Origin of the sequence: Eubacterium aggregans, assembly GCF_900107815.1 — a bacterium.
GTDB classification, from domain to species: Bacteria; Bacillota; Clostridia; order Eubacteriales; family Eubacteriaceae; genus Eubacterium_O; species Eubacterium_O aggregans.
In genome coordinates this window covers 1-14,381 of record NZ_FNRK01000016.1, presented here as the reverse complement: position 1 = coordinate 14,381, position 14,381 = coordinate 1, and the positions used below count along the sequence as shown (strand labels likewise).

Annotated in this window: 15 protein-coding genes and 1 riboswitch; of the genes, 11 read left to right on the top strand and 4 right to left on the bottom strand. The window is 47.7% G+C overall.

Going from position 1 to position 14,381, the window contains the following annotated elements; translation table 11 throughout:
* Window positions 1–37 precede the first annotated feature (37 nt).
* Window positions 38–198, top strand: a riboswitch (cobalamin riboswitch).
* A gap of 376 nt (window positions 199–574) precedes the next feature.
* On the top strand, window positions 575–784 hold the full coding sequence (locus tag BLW33_RS14005) for a hypothetical protein (RefSeq protein ID WP_143032618.1): 210 nt from the start codon (window positions 575–577) through the stop codon (window positions 782–784).
* A 92-nt stretch (window positions 785–876) separates the two neighbouring features.
* On the opposite strand, the gene BLW33_RS09640 is transcribed toward BLW33_RS14005, so the two are convergent.
* From BLW33_RS09640 to BLW33_RS09630, 3 genes are read right to left on the bottom strand one after another with little or no spacing between them, the layout of a single operon-like run.
* Entirely contained in the window at window positions 877–1,854 is a 978-nt protein-coding gene (locus tag BLW33_RS09640; protein WP_090308153.1) for an SPFH domain-containing protein, read from the bottom strand.
* 46 nt (window positions 1,855–1,900) lie between these two features.
* Window positions 1,901–3,103 carry a TFIIB-type zinc ribbon-containing protein gene (locus tag BLW33_RS09635; RefSeq protein WP_090308150.1) on the bottom strand — a complete coding sequence of 401 codons (1,203 nt, stop codon included), beginning with the start codon at window positions 3,101–3,103 and terminating at the stop codon, window positions 1,901–1,903.
* Window position 3,104: 1 nt separating this feature from the next.
* The gene (locus tag BLW33_RS09630) at window positions 3,105–3,506 is read right to left on the bottom strand and encodes a hypothetical protein (RefSeq protein ID WP_090308147.1); all 402 of its coding nucleotides are present in this window, start codon (window positions 3,504–3,506) and stop codon (window positions 3,105–3,107) included.
* 265 nt (window positions 3,507–3,771) lie between these two features.
* Between BLW33_RS09630 and BLW33_RS09625 the strand changes: the two genes are divergently transcribed.
* The 9 genes from BLW33_RS09625 to BLW33_RS09590 all read left to right on the top strand — a co-directional run bounded on the left by BLW33_RS09625 (window position 3,772) and on the right by BLW33_RS09590 (window position 12,888).
* A complete protein-coding gene (locus BLW33_RS09625) occupies window positions 3,772–4,341 on the top strand; it encodes a glycerol-3-phosphate responsive antiterminator (RefSeq protein WP_090308145.1) in 570 nt (189 codons plus the stop codon).
* A gap of 14 nt (window positions 4,342–4,355) precedes the next feature.
* Complete coding sequence (locus BLW33_RS09620) at window positions 4,356–5,513, top strand: uroporphyrinogen decarboxylase family protein (RefSeq protein WP_090308142.1); 1,158 nt, start codon at window positions 4,356–4,358, stop codon at window positions 5,511–5,513.
* Between the two features lie 48 nt (window positions 5,514–5,561).
* Complete coding sequence (locus BLW33_RS09615; protein WP_242911646.1) at window positions 5,562–7,115, top strand: FGGY-family carbohydrate kinase; 1,554 nt, start codon at window positions 5,562–5,564, stop codon at window positions 7,113–7,115.
* A 16-nt stretch (window positions 7,116–7,131) separates the two neighbouring features.
* Window positions 7,132–7,764: a cobalamin B12-binding domain-containing protein gene (locus BLW33_RS09610; RefSeq protein WP_090308139.1), complete on the top strand. Its 633-nt coding sequence runs from the start codon at window positions 7,132–7,134 to the stop codon at window positions 7,762–7,764.
* A 3-nt stretch (window positions 7,765–7,767) separates the two neighbouring features.
* Window positions 7,768–8,559, top strand: coding sequence for a methyltetrahydrofolate cobalamin methyltransferase (locus BLW33_RS09605; RefSeq protein ID WP_090308137.1), 792 nt, complete (start codon window positions 7,768–7,770; stop codon window positions 8,557–8,559).
* Window positions 8,560–8,666: 107 nt separating this feature from the next.
* A complete protein-coding gene (locus BLW33_RS14145) occupies window positions 8,667–8,831 on the top strand; it encodes a hypothetical protein (protein WP_176966694.1) in 165 nt (54 codons plus the stop codon).
* Window positions 8,821–9,705 carry an HNH endonuclease gene (locus tag BLW33_RS09600; protein WP_090308134.1) on the top strand — a complete coding sequence of 295 codons (885 nt, stop codon included), beginning with the start codon at window positions 8,821–8,823 and terminating at the stop codon, window positions 9,703–9,705. The genes BLW33_RS14145 and BLW33_RS09600 overlap by 11 nt, the downstream gene beginning before the upstream one ends.
* A gap of 60 nt (window positions 9,706–9,765) precedes the next feature.
* On the top strand, window positions 9,766–10,575 hold the full coding sequence (locus BLW33_RS09595) for a DNA adenine methylase (protein ID WP_090308131.1): 810 nt from the start codon (window positions 9,766–9,768) through the stop codon (window positions 10,573–10,575).
* Between the two features lie 18 nt (window positions 10,576–10,593).
* On the top strand, window positions 10,594–12,888 hold the full coding sequence (locus BLW33_RS09590) for a DGQHR domain-containing protein (RefSeq protein ID WP_090308129.1): 2,295 nt from the start codon (window positions 10,594–10,596) through the stop codon (window positions 12,886–12,888).
* 616 nt (window positions 12,889–13,504) lie between these two features.
* On the opposite strand, the gene BLW33_RS09580 is transcribed toward BLW33_RS09590, so the two are convergent.
* Window positions 13,505–13,684, bottom strand: coding sequence for a hypothetical protein (locus BLW33_RS09580; protein ID WP_090308124.1), 180 nt, complete (start codon window positions 13,682–13,684; stop codon window positions 13,505–13,507).
* 416 nt (window positions 13,685–14,100) lie between these two features.
* Here BLW33_RS09580 and BLW33_RS09575 point away from each other — a divergent pair.
* Window positions 14,101–14,381: transposase (locus BLW33_RS09575; RefSeq protein ID WP_479723643.1), on the top strand; the 281-nt coding region annotated here is incomplete at its 3' end.

Here is a 14,381-nt window from a genome sequence, read left to right as displayed (position 1 = left end):
TGACTTTTAGAACCCAATGCATTATACTGAAATCAGTTAAATACGAATGATCCTGTGTTTTGGAAGTGAGGTGAGATTCCTCCGCTGTAATCGCAGCTGTAATGCAAAATGCCTGATTCAATACCACTGTCGCATGATGGGAAGGGAATCCGGATGATATTGCTAAGCCAGAAGACCGGCACAGTGATTGGTTCTTACAATGCTCCGATTTAGAGCGTTTAAGAAAGCACAAGCGTGTCGCCTTAAACCCTCTCCAATCTGGAGGGGGATTTTTTGTGAATTCAAAGAACTGGTCATTCCTATTTAATTAAAATCTTTTTGCATCTGCTGCTTTTTAGCAGGTGTCATTAAATCCTCTTTCTTTACCGAAGGGTAAAGACCATCTCTTTGATTCGGCCAGGGGGCCGCACCCCTGGCCCTATTTTTACGCGTAAGCTAACAGAAGTGTAAATAACGGGAACACAAAGCCCATGGGAAAGCTCGCTTTTCCATGGGCTTTGTGTTCCCGTTATTTACACGGCGCAGCCGTGAACGAGTGAAGCGAAGCGGAACGAGTGCACACTTCTGTTAGCTGGTGCGACCAAAGGGAGCACTGCTTGGGGTCCGGGGACGGATGGCCTTCGTTACCCCCTATGTCCGGGATGTGCTGGACACGCCAGATCCCCAGAATCTTCTGCCCAAGGGCATCGTCGTTGTCCTGGGGGCCGTGGTGTTTCTCCTGTGCAATGCCCTGGCGTATCAAAAAGGCTGCGGTCATTTCGAGGTGCAGGGTTTATCCGTTTAGGTGGATGTGGGATTATAAAAAGAGGGGGGCCTGAATCAGGCCCTCCCTCTTTTAGTGATAAACCATAATAATTTTATTAATAAACGGCGGATCTACACCGTTTCCGTGCCGCAGTCCGGGCAGAATTTGCCCGCTACCATCTTCCGGCAGTTGGGGCAGAAGCGGTCCCCGGCGGGTGCGGCGGCCGGGGCCGCCTGTTGGGGCGCTGCCGGTTGCTGGGGCTGGGCCATGGACCCGGCCATTTGCTGGGCCATCTGCATGCCCATGGCCATCTGGGCGCCCATGGCCCCCATGTTGTCACCGCCGGCTTCCATGCCGTCGGCCATGGCGATGGTGGCGTATTTATTGGTATCCCCCAAAAAGGCCTGGCCAGCCACTTTTTCGGCCATGCGCTGAACTTCTTCGGGGTAATTGAAGTTCTGGATGGTGAAATCTGCCACCCCCAGGCCGATATCGAAGAGTTCTTTGTCCAGCTCTTCCCCAATGGTTTTGCTGAGTTTTCGGCTGTTCATCTGCAGGCCCAGGAGGGCATTGACGCCAATACAGCCCTGGCCCCCGAGGATGGCTTCCGCCACAATGGGGTTCAATTCTCCAAGAATCCGCTCTGAGACATCCTCCAGGGCGTAGGTATCTTTAATCCCTGCTACCTTTTCGATGAAGATGTTGTAATCCCGGAAGGTGATGATGAGGTTTCCGTTACAGCCCACGGGGATGCCTGCTGGCACCTCTGGGGTGGGGATCATGATGCGCTGACGGGTGCCCCAGGGCAGGAGCAGCTCCTTGCTGTTGACGAAGTACACCTCCGCCCGCATGCCCGAATCCCCCCGAAGGTCCATAATGCCCTTGAGGGTGGAGAGGAAGGGCACGATTTCCGAGGCGATATCGTAGGTGCCTGGGGTTTCAAAGACCCCTTCCACGGCACCATTGGCGTAGAAGATTGCCTTTTGTCCCGTGCGGATAATGAGCTTTGCCCCTTTTTTAACTTCTTTTTTAGGCCATTTATAAAATAACACATCATCCCGGAATTCTTCCCATTCGATGGTGTCTTTACCTTGTCCAAACCAAGCCATAGTGTAAGTCTCCTTTAGTGTAAAATTGTATGAATCATCAATTATATCAAGCAGCCGGGAAATCGGTGGTCATCAGAAGACCGCTATCACCGCTGAAGGCAGAAGATGTGGCGGTCTGTGCCTGGGTTTCTACAATGGATACCGAGGTTTGGGGATAGACGTATTCCTTAGCATCCGCATCTTTTATAAAGATATTGTAGATGAGGAAGAGGGCTAAAAGACCGGCGATGACGGCTGCTACGATTTTAGGCACGCTGTAGGGGCGTTTGCCGCTGACCTGTCCCGTTTCACCGTTGATCATATAGGTGTATTCCTTGCCGCCATAGGCAAAGGCCGATACCCAGGCGGGCAGCAGCAGGTGCTTATAGGACAGATTGTGGTGTTCCATCTCCACCCGGTTGACTGAGGCGGTATCGTAGCCCTTGCGGTGAGTGATATCGTCCTCGGCCAGGCTGCGGATGGTACGTTCCATTTGTTCTTCAGCCTGGGGGAAGCAGTTGGCAGCGCCTTTGTCGTAATGTTCGGCACCGACTCCGGCTAAAAAGGCAGGATTGTACACCGAGGCACCGGCTTCGGTGCTGTAGGGCAGGATACCCTCCACCACGTCCTGGGTGCGTTCGGAGCCATCGCACACCGGGATATCGTTAAAATCTGCGGATACGTAGCCAGAAACCGGGGTCCAATCGGTATGGGTGGTGGTATTGCCTTCATCATCCTCTTCTTCGTAGTAGGTGCCGCCTTCACCCCAGTAATGGGCTTCGGTATGGCTGTCGTAGGTCCAGAAGGGGAGATAAACCCCGGAAAGCTTACCCTGCTGATAGGATTCCTTAAGCTTATTGGGAGCAAACCACCGGCTCTTCACCCATTTTTTAAAGGCATCCTGGGCATCGGACTTGTCCACCTTAAAGGGCACGAGACCGTCCGGGGGGACTCCGGCCATCTGTTTCTGGGCATCCACTTGGGGGGAGCCGCACATGGGACAGACCGTGGCAGTTTCGTTTTTAGAAAAGGCGATTTCAGAGCCGCAGTTTCGGCAGATGGCATAGGTTTCGTCGGGGTAGGCATCGCCTCCGGCATCCCGGGCGGCGTACTCATCCAGGGGATGATCGATAATGCCTTCCCCTGAGAGGTCTGCTTCACCGGGGGTGCGGCAGGATTCACATTCAAAGGCTTGCTTTTTAATATTCCATTTCATGTGGCCGCCGCAGGAGGGGCATACAAAGCTTTCCGTTTTAATTGCTTCAGCCATGCTACACCTCGTTCTGCTGGGTCTCAATGCCCAACCCGGCAATGATTTCTGCACAGGTTTCACGCTTCACCACGGCGGCTTTATAACCCGCCTCCAGTTGGGGCAGCTTGGCCGCCACATCGGCCAGGGCCGTTTCGTAGCGTCTTACCGTGCTGTTTTCCCCGGCTTCTTCAGCCTCTTTGGCGTAACGCCTGTATTTTTCTGCTTCGTCCTGACAGGCGGCTAAAGCCCGCATGGCAGCCCCTTCGGCGGCGCGGCAGCCGGCCAGTTCCGCTTCGGCGTTCTTCATCCGCTGCTCTGGGGTCATGGCATTTTCGGCAGACAGCTTGGCCTCCACGGATTCTTTAAAGGCCTGAAAGCCTTCACCCATCCGCGCTCCAAGTTCTTGCAGTCGATTTGACATAGGATTACCTCCATAAAGTGATTAAAAATTATTATATCATGCTTTGGGGGAGCAGTCCATCAACCAAAAGGTTGATATTTGTAAGAAAAGAAAAAATGGAAAGGATTGACAAACACAAAATAGGGTTGTATAATACAGTTAAATTAATAAAACGGCTAGAGATACCGAGAAGCCATAAAAACAGAAGCAGTTTTTGTTTTTATGGCTTTTTTTCGTACTCTTTTCCGGAATGGCTTGTTTTATTAAAAAATAGAGGGGGGTACCAATGATTACCCAAAGCGCGCAAGCAAAGTTTGAACAGTATCCAGTTATTGCCGCCGTCAGAACACCCGAGGATTTCCACTGTGCACTGGAATCCAAGGTGGCGGTGGTTTTCATGGTGGGGGGTGATGTGTTTAAAGTGCGGGATGAGATTGCAAGGGTAAAGGCATCCAATCGATTGATTTTTTTCCATATGGATTTGGTGGAGGGAATCGGGAAGGATGGCAGCGGGATTCATTTTGCCAAAGAGGAATTTGGCATCGATGGGATTCAGTCGACCAAAGCCCATCTTTTAAAGCTGGCAAAGCATGAGAATCTCATGACCTGCCATCGCATTTTTCTAATGGATTTTCAAGCATTGGAAAGCGGCATGCATATGCTAAAGCAATCCCAGCCAGATTTTGTGGAATTGACACCGGGCATTGTCCCGCGGATTGTCAGAAAGGTAAATCTGGAATTTAAACAGCCGGTGATCAGCAGTGGGCTGGTTTCCCGGGAAAAGGATATTAAGGTTCTTCAGGAAGCCGGTGCACATAATATTGTGTGCAGTAACCGAAAACTGTGGAGTCTGTAGAAAAAGAGGAGAACATGAATTCAAGAGAGCGTGTGATCAAAGCGGTCAACCACCAGGAGCCCGATCGGGTCCCTGTGGATATGGTGCTGACCATCGATGTGTACCGGGATATGAAGAAGGCATTGGGGCTTTCCCATTTACCGGATACACCGCGGATGGGCCACTGGACAGATGTTCAAATGCCCATTGAAATGATTGAAAAGCTGGGGCTGGATATGTACTACATCTCCCCCCATTCGGCTAAATCCGTTCACAGCAAAAGCCTGCCCGATGGCAGCTTTGTGGATGAATGGGGCTGCTACTGGAAGAAAACCATGATAGACGGGGGGCATTTTTACTTTGAGCTTCAAGACCCGCCTCTGGCAAATGCCACCATTGAAGATTTAGAAACCTACGCCTGGCCCGACCCTGAAGACCCCGTACGCTACGAGGGGCTGAAGGAAGAAATTGCCGAGGTCCGGGAAAAGACGGATTTAGCCATTCTGGCTAAATTTGCCGGTGCTGTTTTTGAGGTGGCGACCTATATGCGGGGCCACGAGCAATGGTATAAGGATCTCATTAATAATCAGGAATTTGCCCATGCTCTTCTGGATAAAGTCTGTCAGATTCAAAAGCGCATCGATCGGTGCTGTCTGGAAGCTGTTGGGGCAGAGGTGGATATCCTGCGTTTAAGCGGCGAGGACCTGGGGATGCAGGATCGGCCCCTCATCTCCCCACGTACCTTTAGAAAGGTGGTCAAGTCTCATCTTAAGGAGCTCTGGGAGGATGCCAAGGCCAGTCTGCTGGCTCAGAATCCCAAGGGGAAGGTCATGCTCCACAGCTGCGGCTCGGTTCGGGCCTTCATTGGGGATCTCATCGAATGCGGCATCGATATTTTAGATCCCGTCCAGCCCGCCGCCAAGAATATGAATCGCTATGAGCTTAAGGAAGAATTCGGAGAGGATATCTGCTTCCACGGCAATATCGATATCCAGGATGTCCTGCCCTTCGGAACCAAGGAAGACATCACCGCAGAGGTGAAGGATGCCATTAAAGCGCTGGCCCCTGGGGGGGGATTCCTGCTGGCGCCGGCCCACAATGTCCAGGGGGACGTCAGTGCCAAAAACCTCATCCATATGGTGGACTGCGTCAAAAAATACGGCAATTATCCCATCAGCATCGACGAAGCATAAAAACAGAAACGGTCATATTATTCTAAAAGAGATAAAGAGAGAGGAATTATGATGAACAAAAATTATGTTGCAGGAATCGATATTGGAACGACGGGTGTCAAGGTCATTATCTTTGATGCAGAAGGGAATAAACTTAGCAGTGCTTACCGGGAATACCCCTGCACCTTCCCCCAATCCGGATGGGTGGAACAGGATGGGGAAATGACCTGGGCCATGACCTGTGAGGCCTCTAACGATGCCATTGCAAAGTCAGGCCTGGATCCGGCAGCCATTGTAGCCATCGGCTTATCCAGCCAGCGCTGTACCTTTACCCCGGTGGATCGGGATGGGATGGCCCTGCGCACCGCCATTTCCTGGCAGGACAGCCGCTCCTTTGAGGAGTGCGACGAAATCGCCGAAAAGGTCGGTATCGAGCGTTATTACGAAATCACCGGCCTGCCCAATGGGACAACCTGGACCGGCAGTAAAATCATGTGGATTAAGAAACATCAGCCCGAAATCTATGAAAAAACCTACAAATTTGCCCAGGATCAGGAGCGCATCCTCCACAAGCTGGGGGCGGAAGGCTATTATGAAGACTGGTCCAACGGCTCCCTTTACGGGCTTATGGATATTAAAAAATTTACCTGGGATCAGGAGCTGTTAGACACCCTGGGCATCGACGGTGATAAGCTGCCGGAATTAGTCCCATCGGGACAGGTGGTGGGGGAAGTCTCCCAGAAGGCCGCTTCCCTGACCGGGTTTGCCCCGGGGACCAAGCTGGTATCCGGCGGCGGCGACCAGCAATGCGCCGGCATTGGGACAGGCGCCATTAAAAAAGGCATTGTGGAGGTCACCGTGGGAACGGCAGCCGTTACCCTGGCTTATATGGATGGGCCCTATTATGATGACAGCATGCGCCTGCCCTGCTCCGCCCATGGGGTAGCGGGCAAATGGGAAACAGAAGGGCTGCAGAATGCCGCCGGCAGCTCACTTAAATGGTATCGCAATGAATTTGCCATCCCTGAAATGGAGCTTTCCGAAGAAACCGGCATCGACCCCTACGACTACATTAACGAACAGGTGGCCGACATCAAACCAGGGGCTGACGGACTCATCTGCATTCCCTATTTTGCCAGTTCCGCAGCGCCGAACTGGGACCCCTTTGCCAGAGGAACTTTTATCGGATTAACCCTAGGGCATCAACGCCCGACATTAGCCCGGGCCATTATGGAAGGGGTAACCTTTGAAACCCGGGAAATCGTCGAGCAAATGGCCGCCAACGGCGTGGAAATCGATACAATCATCATCAGCGGCGGCGCATCCAAATCGGCGGTGTGGAATCAGATTCAAGCCGATATTTACGGCAAGCCGGTACTCATTCCCGCCATCGAGGAAGCCACTTCCCTGGGAGCCGCCATCCTGGCAGCCGTAGGGGCAGGCCTTTACGATAGCGTGGAGGCAGCCGTGGATCAAATGGTGCAGATCGCCGGGAGCTATGAACCGGATATGGCCATTCATGACCGTTACAACCGCTACTTTACCGTGTACAAGGATGCATACCGTGCTCTAGCGGATGCGGGTGTGTACGAACGTCTGGTTAAGCTGGCCTTGGAAGAATAAAGAAATCGGAGAAACCATGGAAATCTTAAAAAAAATTGCAGATACCCTTTATGAAGGGGATGATCGGGGGATGCCAGCCTTAGTGCAGGAAGCCCTGGATTCGGGGTACGGCCCCCAGGAAATACTGGACGCCATGATGGAAGGCATGGCTGTCGTGGGACAGGAATTCAAGGAGGAAATCCTCTTTATCCCAGAGGTCCTCTGTTGCTGCGAGGCCATGTCCGCCGGGGCAGAGGTCCTAAAGCCCTTACTGAAGGAAGGGGATGCGGCCGACCGGGGCACCGTGGTGTTGGGCAGCGTCAAGGGGGATATGCACGATATCGGAAAGAATTTAGTGCGGATGATGATGGAAGCCCGGGGACTCCATGTGATCGATATTGGGGTGGACGTACCAGAAGCCCGGTTTGTGGAGGCCGTTATGGAACACCAGGCCGATATCTGCGCCTGCTCCATCCTCCTCACCACCACCATGCCGGAAACCCCCAAGGTGGTCAGGGCTTTTGAGGATGCGGGTATTCGGGACAAGGTTAAAATCCTCATTGGCGGAGCACCCATCACCCAGGAATTTTGTGATAAAACAGGCTGCGATGCCTACGCTAAAGATGCCGGCAGTGCGGCAGAAATTGCCATTGCCCTGTGTCAGGGTTAGCCCATGATTATTATTGGCGAAAAGCTCAATGGGGCGATCCCTGTTGTCCAGAAGGCGATTCTGGAACGGGACGCCGACTTCATCATCGCCCGGGCCAAGGCCCAGGCCGATGCCGGCGCCCATTATCTTGACCTTTGTGCCGGGACAGAGCCGGACCGGGAAACCGAGGATTTGAGGTGGCTGATTCGGGTGGTTCAGGATACTGTCGATATACCCCTATGTATCGACTCCCCCAGCCCCCGCTGTATTGAATCGGTTTTTCCCTTGGTCAAGGGTCCGGGAATCATCAACTCCATTTCCGGAGAGGGGGAAAAATGTGCCGTATTACTCCCCCTTTTACAGGATAATGACTGGCAGGTTATCGGCCTTACCTGCAGCGATGACCATGGGATCCCCAAGGATACCGAGACTAAAATCGCCATTACCCAGTCCTTGGTTGAGGCCGCGGCGGCCTATGGCGTCAAACCTGAGCGGATCCATATCGATCCCTGTGTACTGGCCTTGGCCACCGAGGGACAGTCCTTATTGAATTTTGAAAGGGACATTGCCGGCATTCGGCGCTGTTACCCCACCATTCATATCACTTCCGGTCTGAGTAATATCTCCTTTGGGCTTCCGAAGCGGAAGATGATCAACCGCACCTTTTTTGCCCTGGCCATGGCGGCGGGCATGGATTCTGCGGTGATGGACCCCACGGATGCGGACATGCAGGAGGCCCTTTTAGTCACCACAGCCCTTTTAGGGCAGGATCGATTCTGTAAGAACTATAGCCGGTATTTCAGGAAAAAAGTTTAAAATAGCGAAGACGGCAGATTGTGCCGGGGAAAACCTTTAGCGGGGTGGACTCCGGCATTTTCAATTGTAGGGGAATGTAACCCGTTGGGGATGGCAGCGTCAAGACCGTGGCCCCAGGGATCCTCTGGGCTTCGGATATTCAGACCTATTTTAAAAACCAGATTGTTGCCCGGGTCCGGGAGTATGATAAGCCCCAGTGGGTTTTGGAAATGTCTGCAACGGCTATCCGGGGTGCCGGTTTACGCGGAAGGAGGAGTGAGGATGTGGGATAATGGTTTTTTTTTAAAAAAAGAAATCAATTGGTCGCTACTGACCCAGGGCTGTCCCATTACCCTGGATTATCAGATGGCCTTCATGCAGGGCATCCATGGACAGCTTCACCGGGGCGATTCCCAGGAAATCACCATCATCTTTGAGGGGATGGACCATCGGGTGACGCTTAAGAACCAGGCGTTTTCCGAGGTGGATTATCCCACCCACAAGGATATTCTTCAGCTGCGATATGGCAGCAATTCGAGCTTTGCCAGGGCATTACAGCAGGTGTTTCGGGAGAACTTTAGCTATTTGAAAGCCCTTCGGGCGCAGCGCGCGGCCGGGAATCGCCGCTTAATCCAATTGCCCGATGACCAGAAGGCCTATTTGGTGCTCTACGGGACCAGTCAGCCAGGGGTGTTTTGGGTGGAGGCAATCACCCCACAGGATCAGCGGGAGGTGTCTGAGTATTCGGCACACTTGGATGAGCATCGCCTGGAGGAAGAATGGCAAGCCCTGTCGAAGGAGGATGGCAGTACCGGAATCGTCGAAAAGGTGGGTGTTCGGAAGTATCGCCACCTCAATGCGGCCATTGGTCAGGATCTTAAGGTGTTGTATGGCTACCGATGCCAGATCTGTGGGGCGCATTGTGGCGAAGCCTATGGCGTGAAGGTTGCAGAGGCCCACCACATTGACTATTTTGTGAAGAGTCTCAATAATAACGCCAGTAACCAGATGATCCTTTGCCCGAACCATCATCGGATTGTCCATGCGGCGAAGCCCACCTTCCTGAGAAATGAACGGCTGTGGGTATATCCCAATGGGCTGAGGGAAGGGCTGACGTTGGATGTGCATTTAGTTAAGAATAATACCTCCCGTGGAGATATATATTGAAAGCAATTAATTTTATGGGTATAATAAAACAAAACTAAGGAAAGTGTAATTGGATAAGAAATGAAAGGTACTTTTTTGAAATGGGCCGGGGGTAAAACTTGGTTTGCTTTAGCACAAAGTGATATATTTCCAAAAAACTATAATAAATATATTGAGCCATTTCTTGGAAGTGGTGCGGTTTTTTTCTATTTGAAACCAGATGAAGCTCTATTAAGTGATATCAATCAAGAATTGATTACAACATATTGTTCAATAAAAAATGAGGTGGATGATGTCTGTCGGTATTTAGATATTCATTCCAAAAAGCACAGTAAGGATTATTATTATAAAATACGGGAAACAAAAACTAGAAAGAATTACACGACTGCTGCTCGTATGATTTACCTCAATAAAGCATGCTTTAATGGTATTTATCGAGTAAATAAAAGTGGATATTTTAATGTCCCAATAGGGTCTAATCGCAAAATATTTTTTGAGAAAAAAGAACTAATTAATACGGCGAATCTATTAAAAAATGCATCTATCAAAGCGCAAGATTTTCAAACAACAATTGAAGAAGCGGATAAGAATGATTTTTTGTTTTGCGATCCACCTTATGCCGTAATGAACGAGAATGGGCGTTTTGTTAGCTATACTGCAGATTTGTTTACTTGGGAAGATCAAGTGCGATTGTCGATTTCGCTTGGAAAAGCACGTAAAAAAGGAGTCAAAATCTTAATGACTAATGTTGATCATCCTGCTGTTCGCGAACTATATCTAAAACAGGGTGGTTTTGAGCTTAGTACAGTTGAACGGTTTTGTAAAGTTTCTAGTAATACAAAAGGGAGAAAAAATTATCAAGAACTCATTGTATCTGCAAATCTTGAGTGACGATAATGGGGGTAAGAAATGACGAATTGGGACAATATTGTTACGGATAAAGAATTAAAGCAGTCTAAACGGTTACGAAAAAACCTCTACATTGAACAAAAGGTGAGAAAAGTCTGTCAAGAAGAATTGGAGGGTGAGGGTTGGGAATTTGTCCGGAAATATGCGGATGATAGATTCGTTAAAGTTAAAAAAAAGAAGCTATTTGATGAACTATTTGAAGATAAGGTTTGGTTTCTTTTTGCCCAGATGGGTTTTGAATCTCTTAATAAAGATCGACAGTTTAAAATGTCTTATGATTTTCATAATGCAGATTTAACACAACAAATAGATGTATTTGCCGTTGATCAGGAAACAATACTAATTATTGAGTGTAAAGCAGCCGATTCACTAAAAGATGGTAATTTTAAAAAAGAAATAGAAGCATTACATGGACAGATGTCTGGTTTACGAAAAGAAGCACTTAAGCAATATCCAAATAGAAAAGTAAGATTTATTTGGGCAACAGATAATTATATTTTAAATAGAGCTGATTTGAAAAGATTAGAGGAGTGGGGAATTGTCAATTTTAATCGATCAATGATCCAATACTACGAAGAGTTGGTCAAACATTTAGGGACCTGTGCTCGGTATCAACTCCTTGGAAATTTATTTGCAAATCAAGAAATTAAAAATATGGATACGCGAATTCCAGCTATTGAAGGAAAGATGGGTGGATATACTTATTATGCTTTTTCAATTGAGCCAGAAAAATTATTAAAATTAGGTTATGTGTTGCATCGAAGTGAAGCAAACAAAAATATGATGCCAACATATCAAAGGATTATAAAAAAGAAGCGATTAAAAGAAGTTCAGAATTTTATTAATAATGGCGGGTATTTTCCGAATTCGCTCATTGTAAGTATAGAATCAGATAAGAAAGTACAATTTGATTTAGCCGCAATGAAAGTCGAAAATTCTTTATCTAAGATAGGTGTATTACATTTACCAAAGAAATATCATTCAATTTATATTATTGACGGTCAACATCGACTTTATGGTTACTCGGATACTCCGTTTGCAGAGAAAAACTCAATACCAGTTGTAGCTTTCATCAACTTAGATAGAAATGAACAATTAAAAATATTCATGGATATTAATGAAAATCAAAAGGCAGTTTCAAAAACACTGAGGGTAACTCTAAATAGTGATATGCTATGGGATTCGAAGAATGGAAATGAAAAGAGAGAGGCCCTTCGATCAAAGATTGCACAAATGTGTGGAGAAGAAGCGACATCACCATTACATGGACGAATTGTAATTGGGGAGGATGAGAAAAATGCAACAAAGTGTATTACAATAGAAGCAATCCAAGTTGCATTAAAAAAATGTCAATTTTTTTCAGTCTTTTCAAAAAACAATACGATCCAAATGAATGGTACTTTTGATTTTGGTGAAAATCAAAGTACTTGTGATTCCTTTTATCCGTTTCTGGAACAATGTCTAGCGTATGTTAAATCGGAAGCAGAAGAAGAGTGGATGTTGGGGGAAAATGGTATCCTAACAATAAACCGAGGAATACAAGCGGTTATTAGGGTGATTAATGATATTATTAATCACCTTATAAAACAGTCGAAAATTAACCCATTACAGGATAAAGAAGAACACATTTTTTCTGAGGTACAATACTATCTTAAAGCGTTAGTCGATTTTCTAAAAGGTGTTGATATTAATAAAAGGAAAGAACTGAAAAGCTTTTTAGGTGGAGGTGCGGATACTAAATTTTGGAGAGAGTTTCAGAGAATAATTGCGAATAAATATGAAGATTTTCAACCAGAAGGTCTATCGGAATATTTAGAAAACGAAACACAACAATATAACAATGAAGCAAGACAGTATTTGAACGATATTGAGTCGAAATTAAAAGAAAAGATTGAAATAGGACTTCAACAGTATTATGGAGAAAATTGGGAAATAAAAGGTTTGCCAAAAACGGTATATAAAAAGGCAGAAGGAGAGGCAAATGATAGAAATTATGAAAATGTCTCCAAGGATGAAGAGGATGTCGAATTTGTAACTGCTTGGGATTATGTTGATCTACTGGATTTTAAAAGTATTGTGATATATGGAAGCAATTGGAGTGAAATCTTTGATGATATCATTACTCGCCCTGAAGATAAACAAGTTGCAGGAGGAAAAGAAGCGAAAACAAAATGGATAGAAACATTAAGTAAAGAAAAAAACAAATTAGTTAGAACAAGTAGTTATAGTGTTCCTAAGATGTCGTTTGAATTAATAAGTGAAGTCCACCAATGGATAGTGAACGCAGATGACTAAAAAAAAGAATGTAGATTGCTCCAATTGATCAACAAGATAACGCCAATATGAAAGCAGGCGTAACTGATAATTGACAGAAAAATAACTGTTGGACTAAAACTAAACTTTGCCATTATGTATAGAAGAGCGGAATAGACAACGAAGAAGAAAAGATACAGAATACTCCCTTTAGCTTTTGAATCATAAGGACGATGATAATAGAGTCTCGTCATAAAGTAGGATAATTTATGAATGGGAATAACAGCAAGAGAGAAAAGTATAGAGGGTTGAAACAACGCAAAAATAGACATAGGAAGACTGTTATAGGTCATGGGGAGTTGTTCAAATGGATTGGGTAACACAAAATTCCGAATCAGAGAACTGAAGAGTTTAACAGTAGGATACATAGCACCTCGTTAATTTTAGTTTTTAATAGAATACTGCACCATTCTTAAATTAAACCACCGCCCTGAATTCAGGGCGGTGGTTTTTGGCGAAAGATTATTTTTATTGGGCCCGTATGAATCAGCCCATCAGTACATGGAAGGTCAGCACTCCGACAATGCCATCAGTCTCCAGTCCACAGGCACTCTGAAAAGCTTAGGCGGCACTGCGGGGGTCGGGTTCGGGGATGCTATCAATGGTGCATGGATGACCGTGGGGTTTTGGATGAGGCCAGATTCCATGCTGAAGTAGGCGCGGACCCCTGGGCGATGATGGCGCCGTAGGGGGCGGGGGTGGTGAGGTAGGCGATGTTGGCCCGGATGCTGCCGGTTTCGAAGATGCAGGCGGGCATGGCGGTATCCCGGACTTCCATGTCGTCATCCCTGATGATGGCCCGGGGGCTAGGCCGAAGCGGAACTCGACGGCATCTGCCAGGGCGCGACCACTGGTTCTGCCGGGGTAGATGATAGGGACGGAGCCGCTGTGGTCGGCGTGGAGGGCGAGGTAGAGAATTGACATGGCTTGCTCTATTTTGTGTGGTGCTGTGAGGAGCTAAGATTTGGTTAACAGCACCGCAGGATACAACCTTAAATTTCAGAGTAACTTTAAAAACGGGAGGGGGGTGCGGACAAAAAGCTAGCCTTCTTTCGGAGCCCTCAGGGAGTCTAGCGGGTCTGTGAAACTCTTTCTGTAAATTCCCAAACCAAGGTTTCCTGTGGTAGAATAAACTAATCCCATAGGAGGCCTTTTATTATGGCAAAACCAAAGAAACCCGTTCACAAGGTCGAGATGACCGATGGTAAACGCAACATCATCCGAATGCTCCTCGAAGAGTATGACATTGAGTCTGCCTTGGATATCCAGGATGCCCTCAAGGATTTGCTTGGAGGAACGATCAAGGAAATGATGGAGTCCGAGATGGACGAACATCTGGGCTATGAAAAATCCCAACGTTCGGATAACCCGGATTCTCGAAATGGCTACAAATCCAAACAGGTGAACAGCCGTTATGGCAGCATGGAGATCCAGGTTCCCCAGGACCGGGACGCTTCCTTTGAGCCCAAAATCGT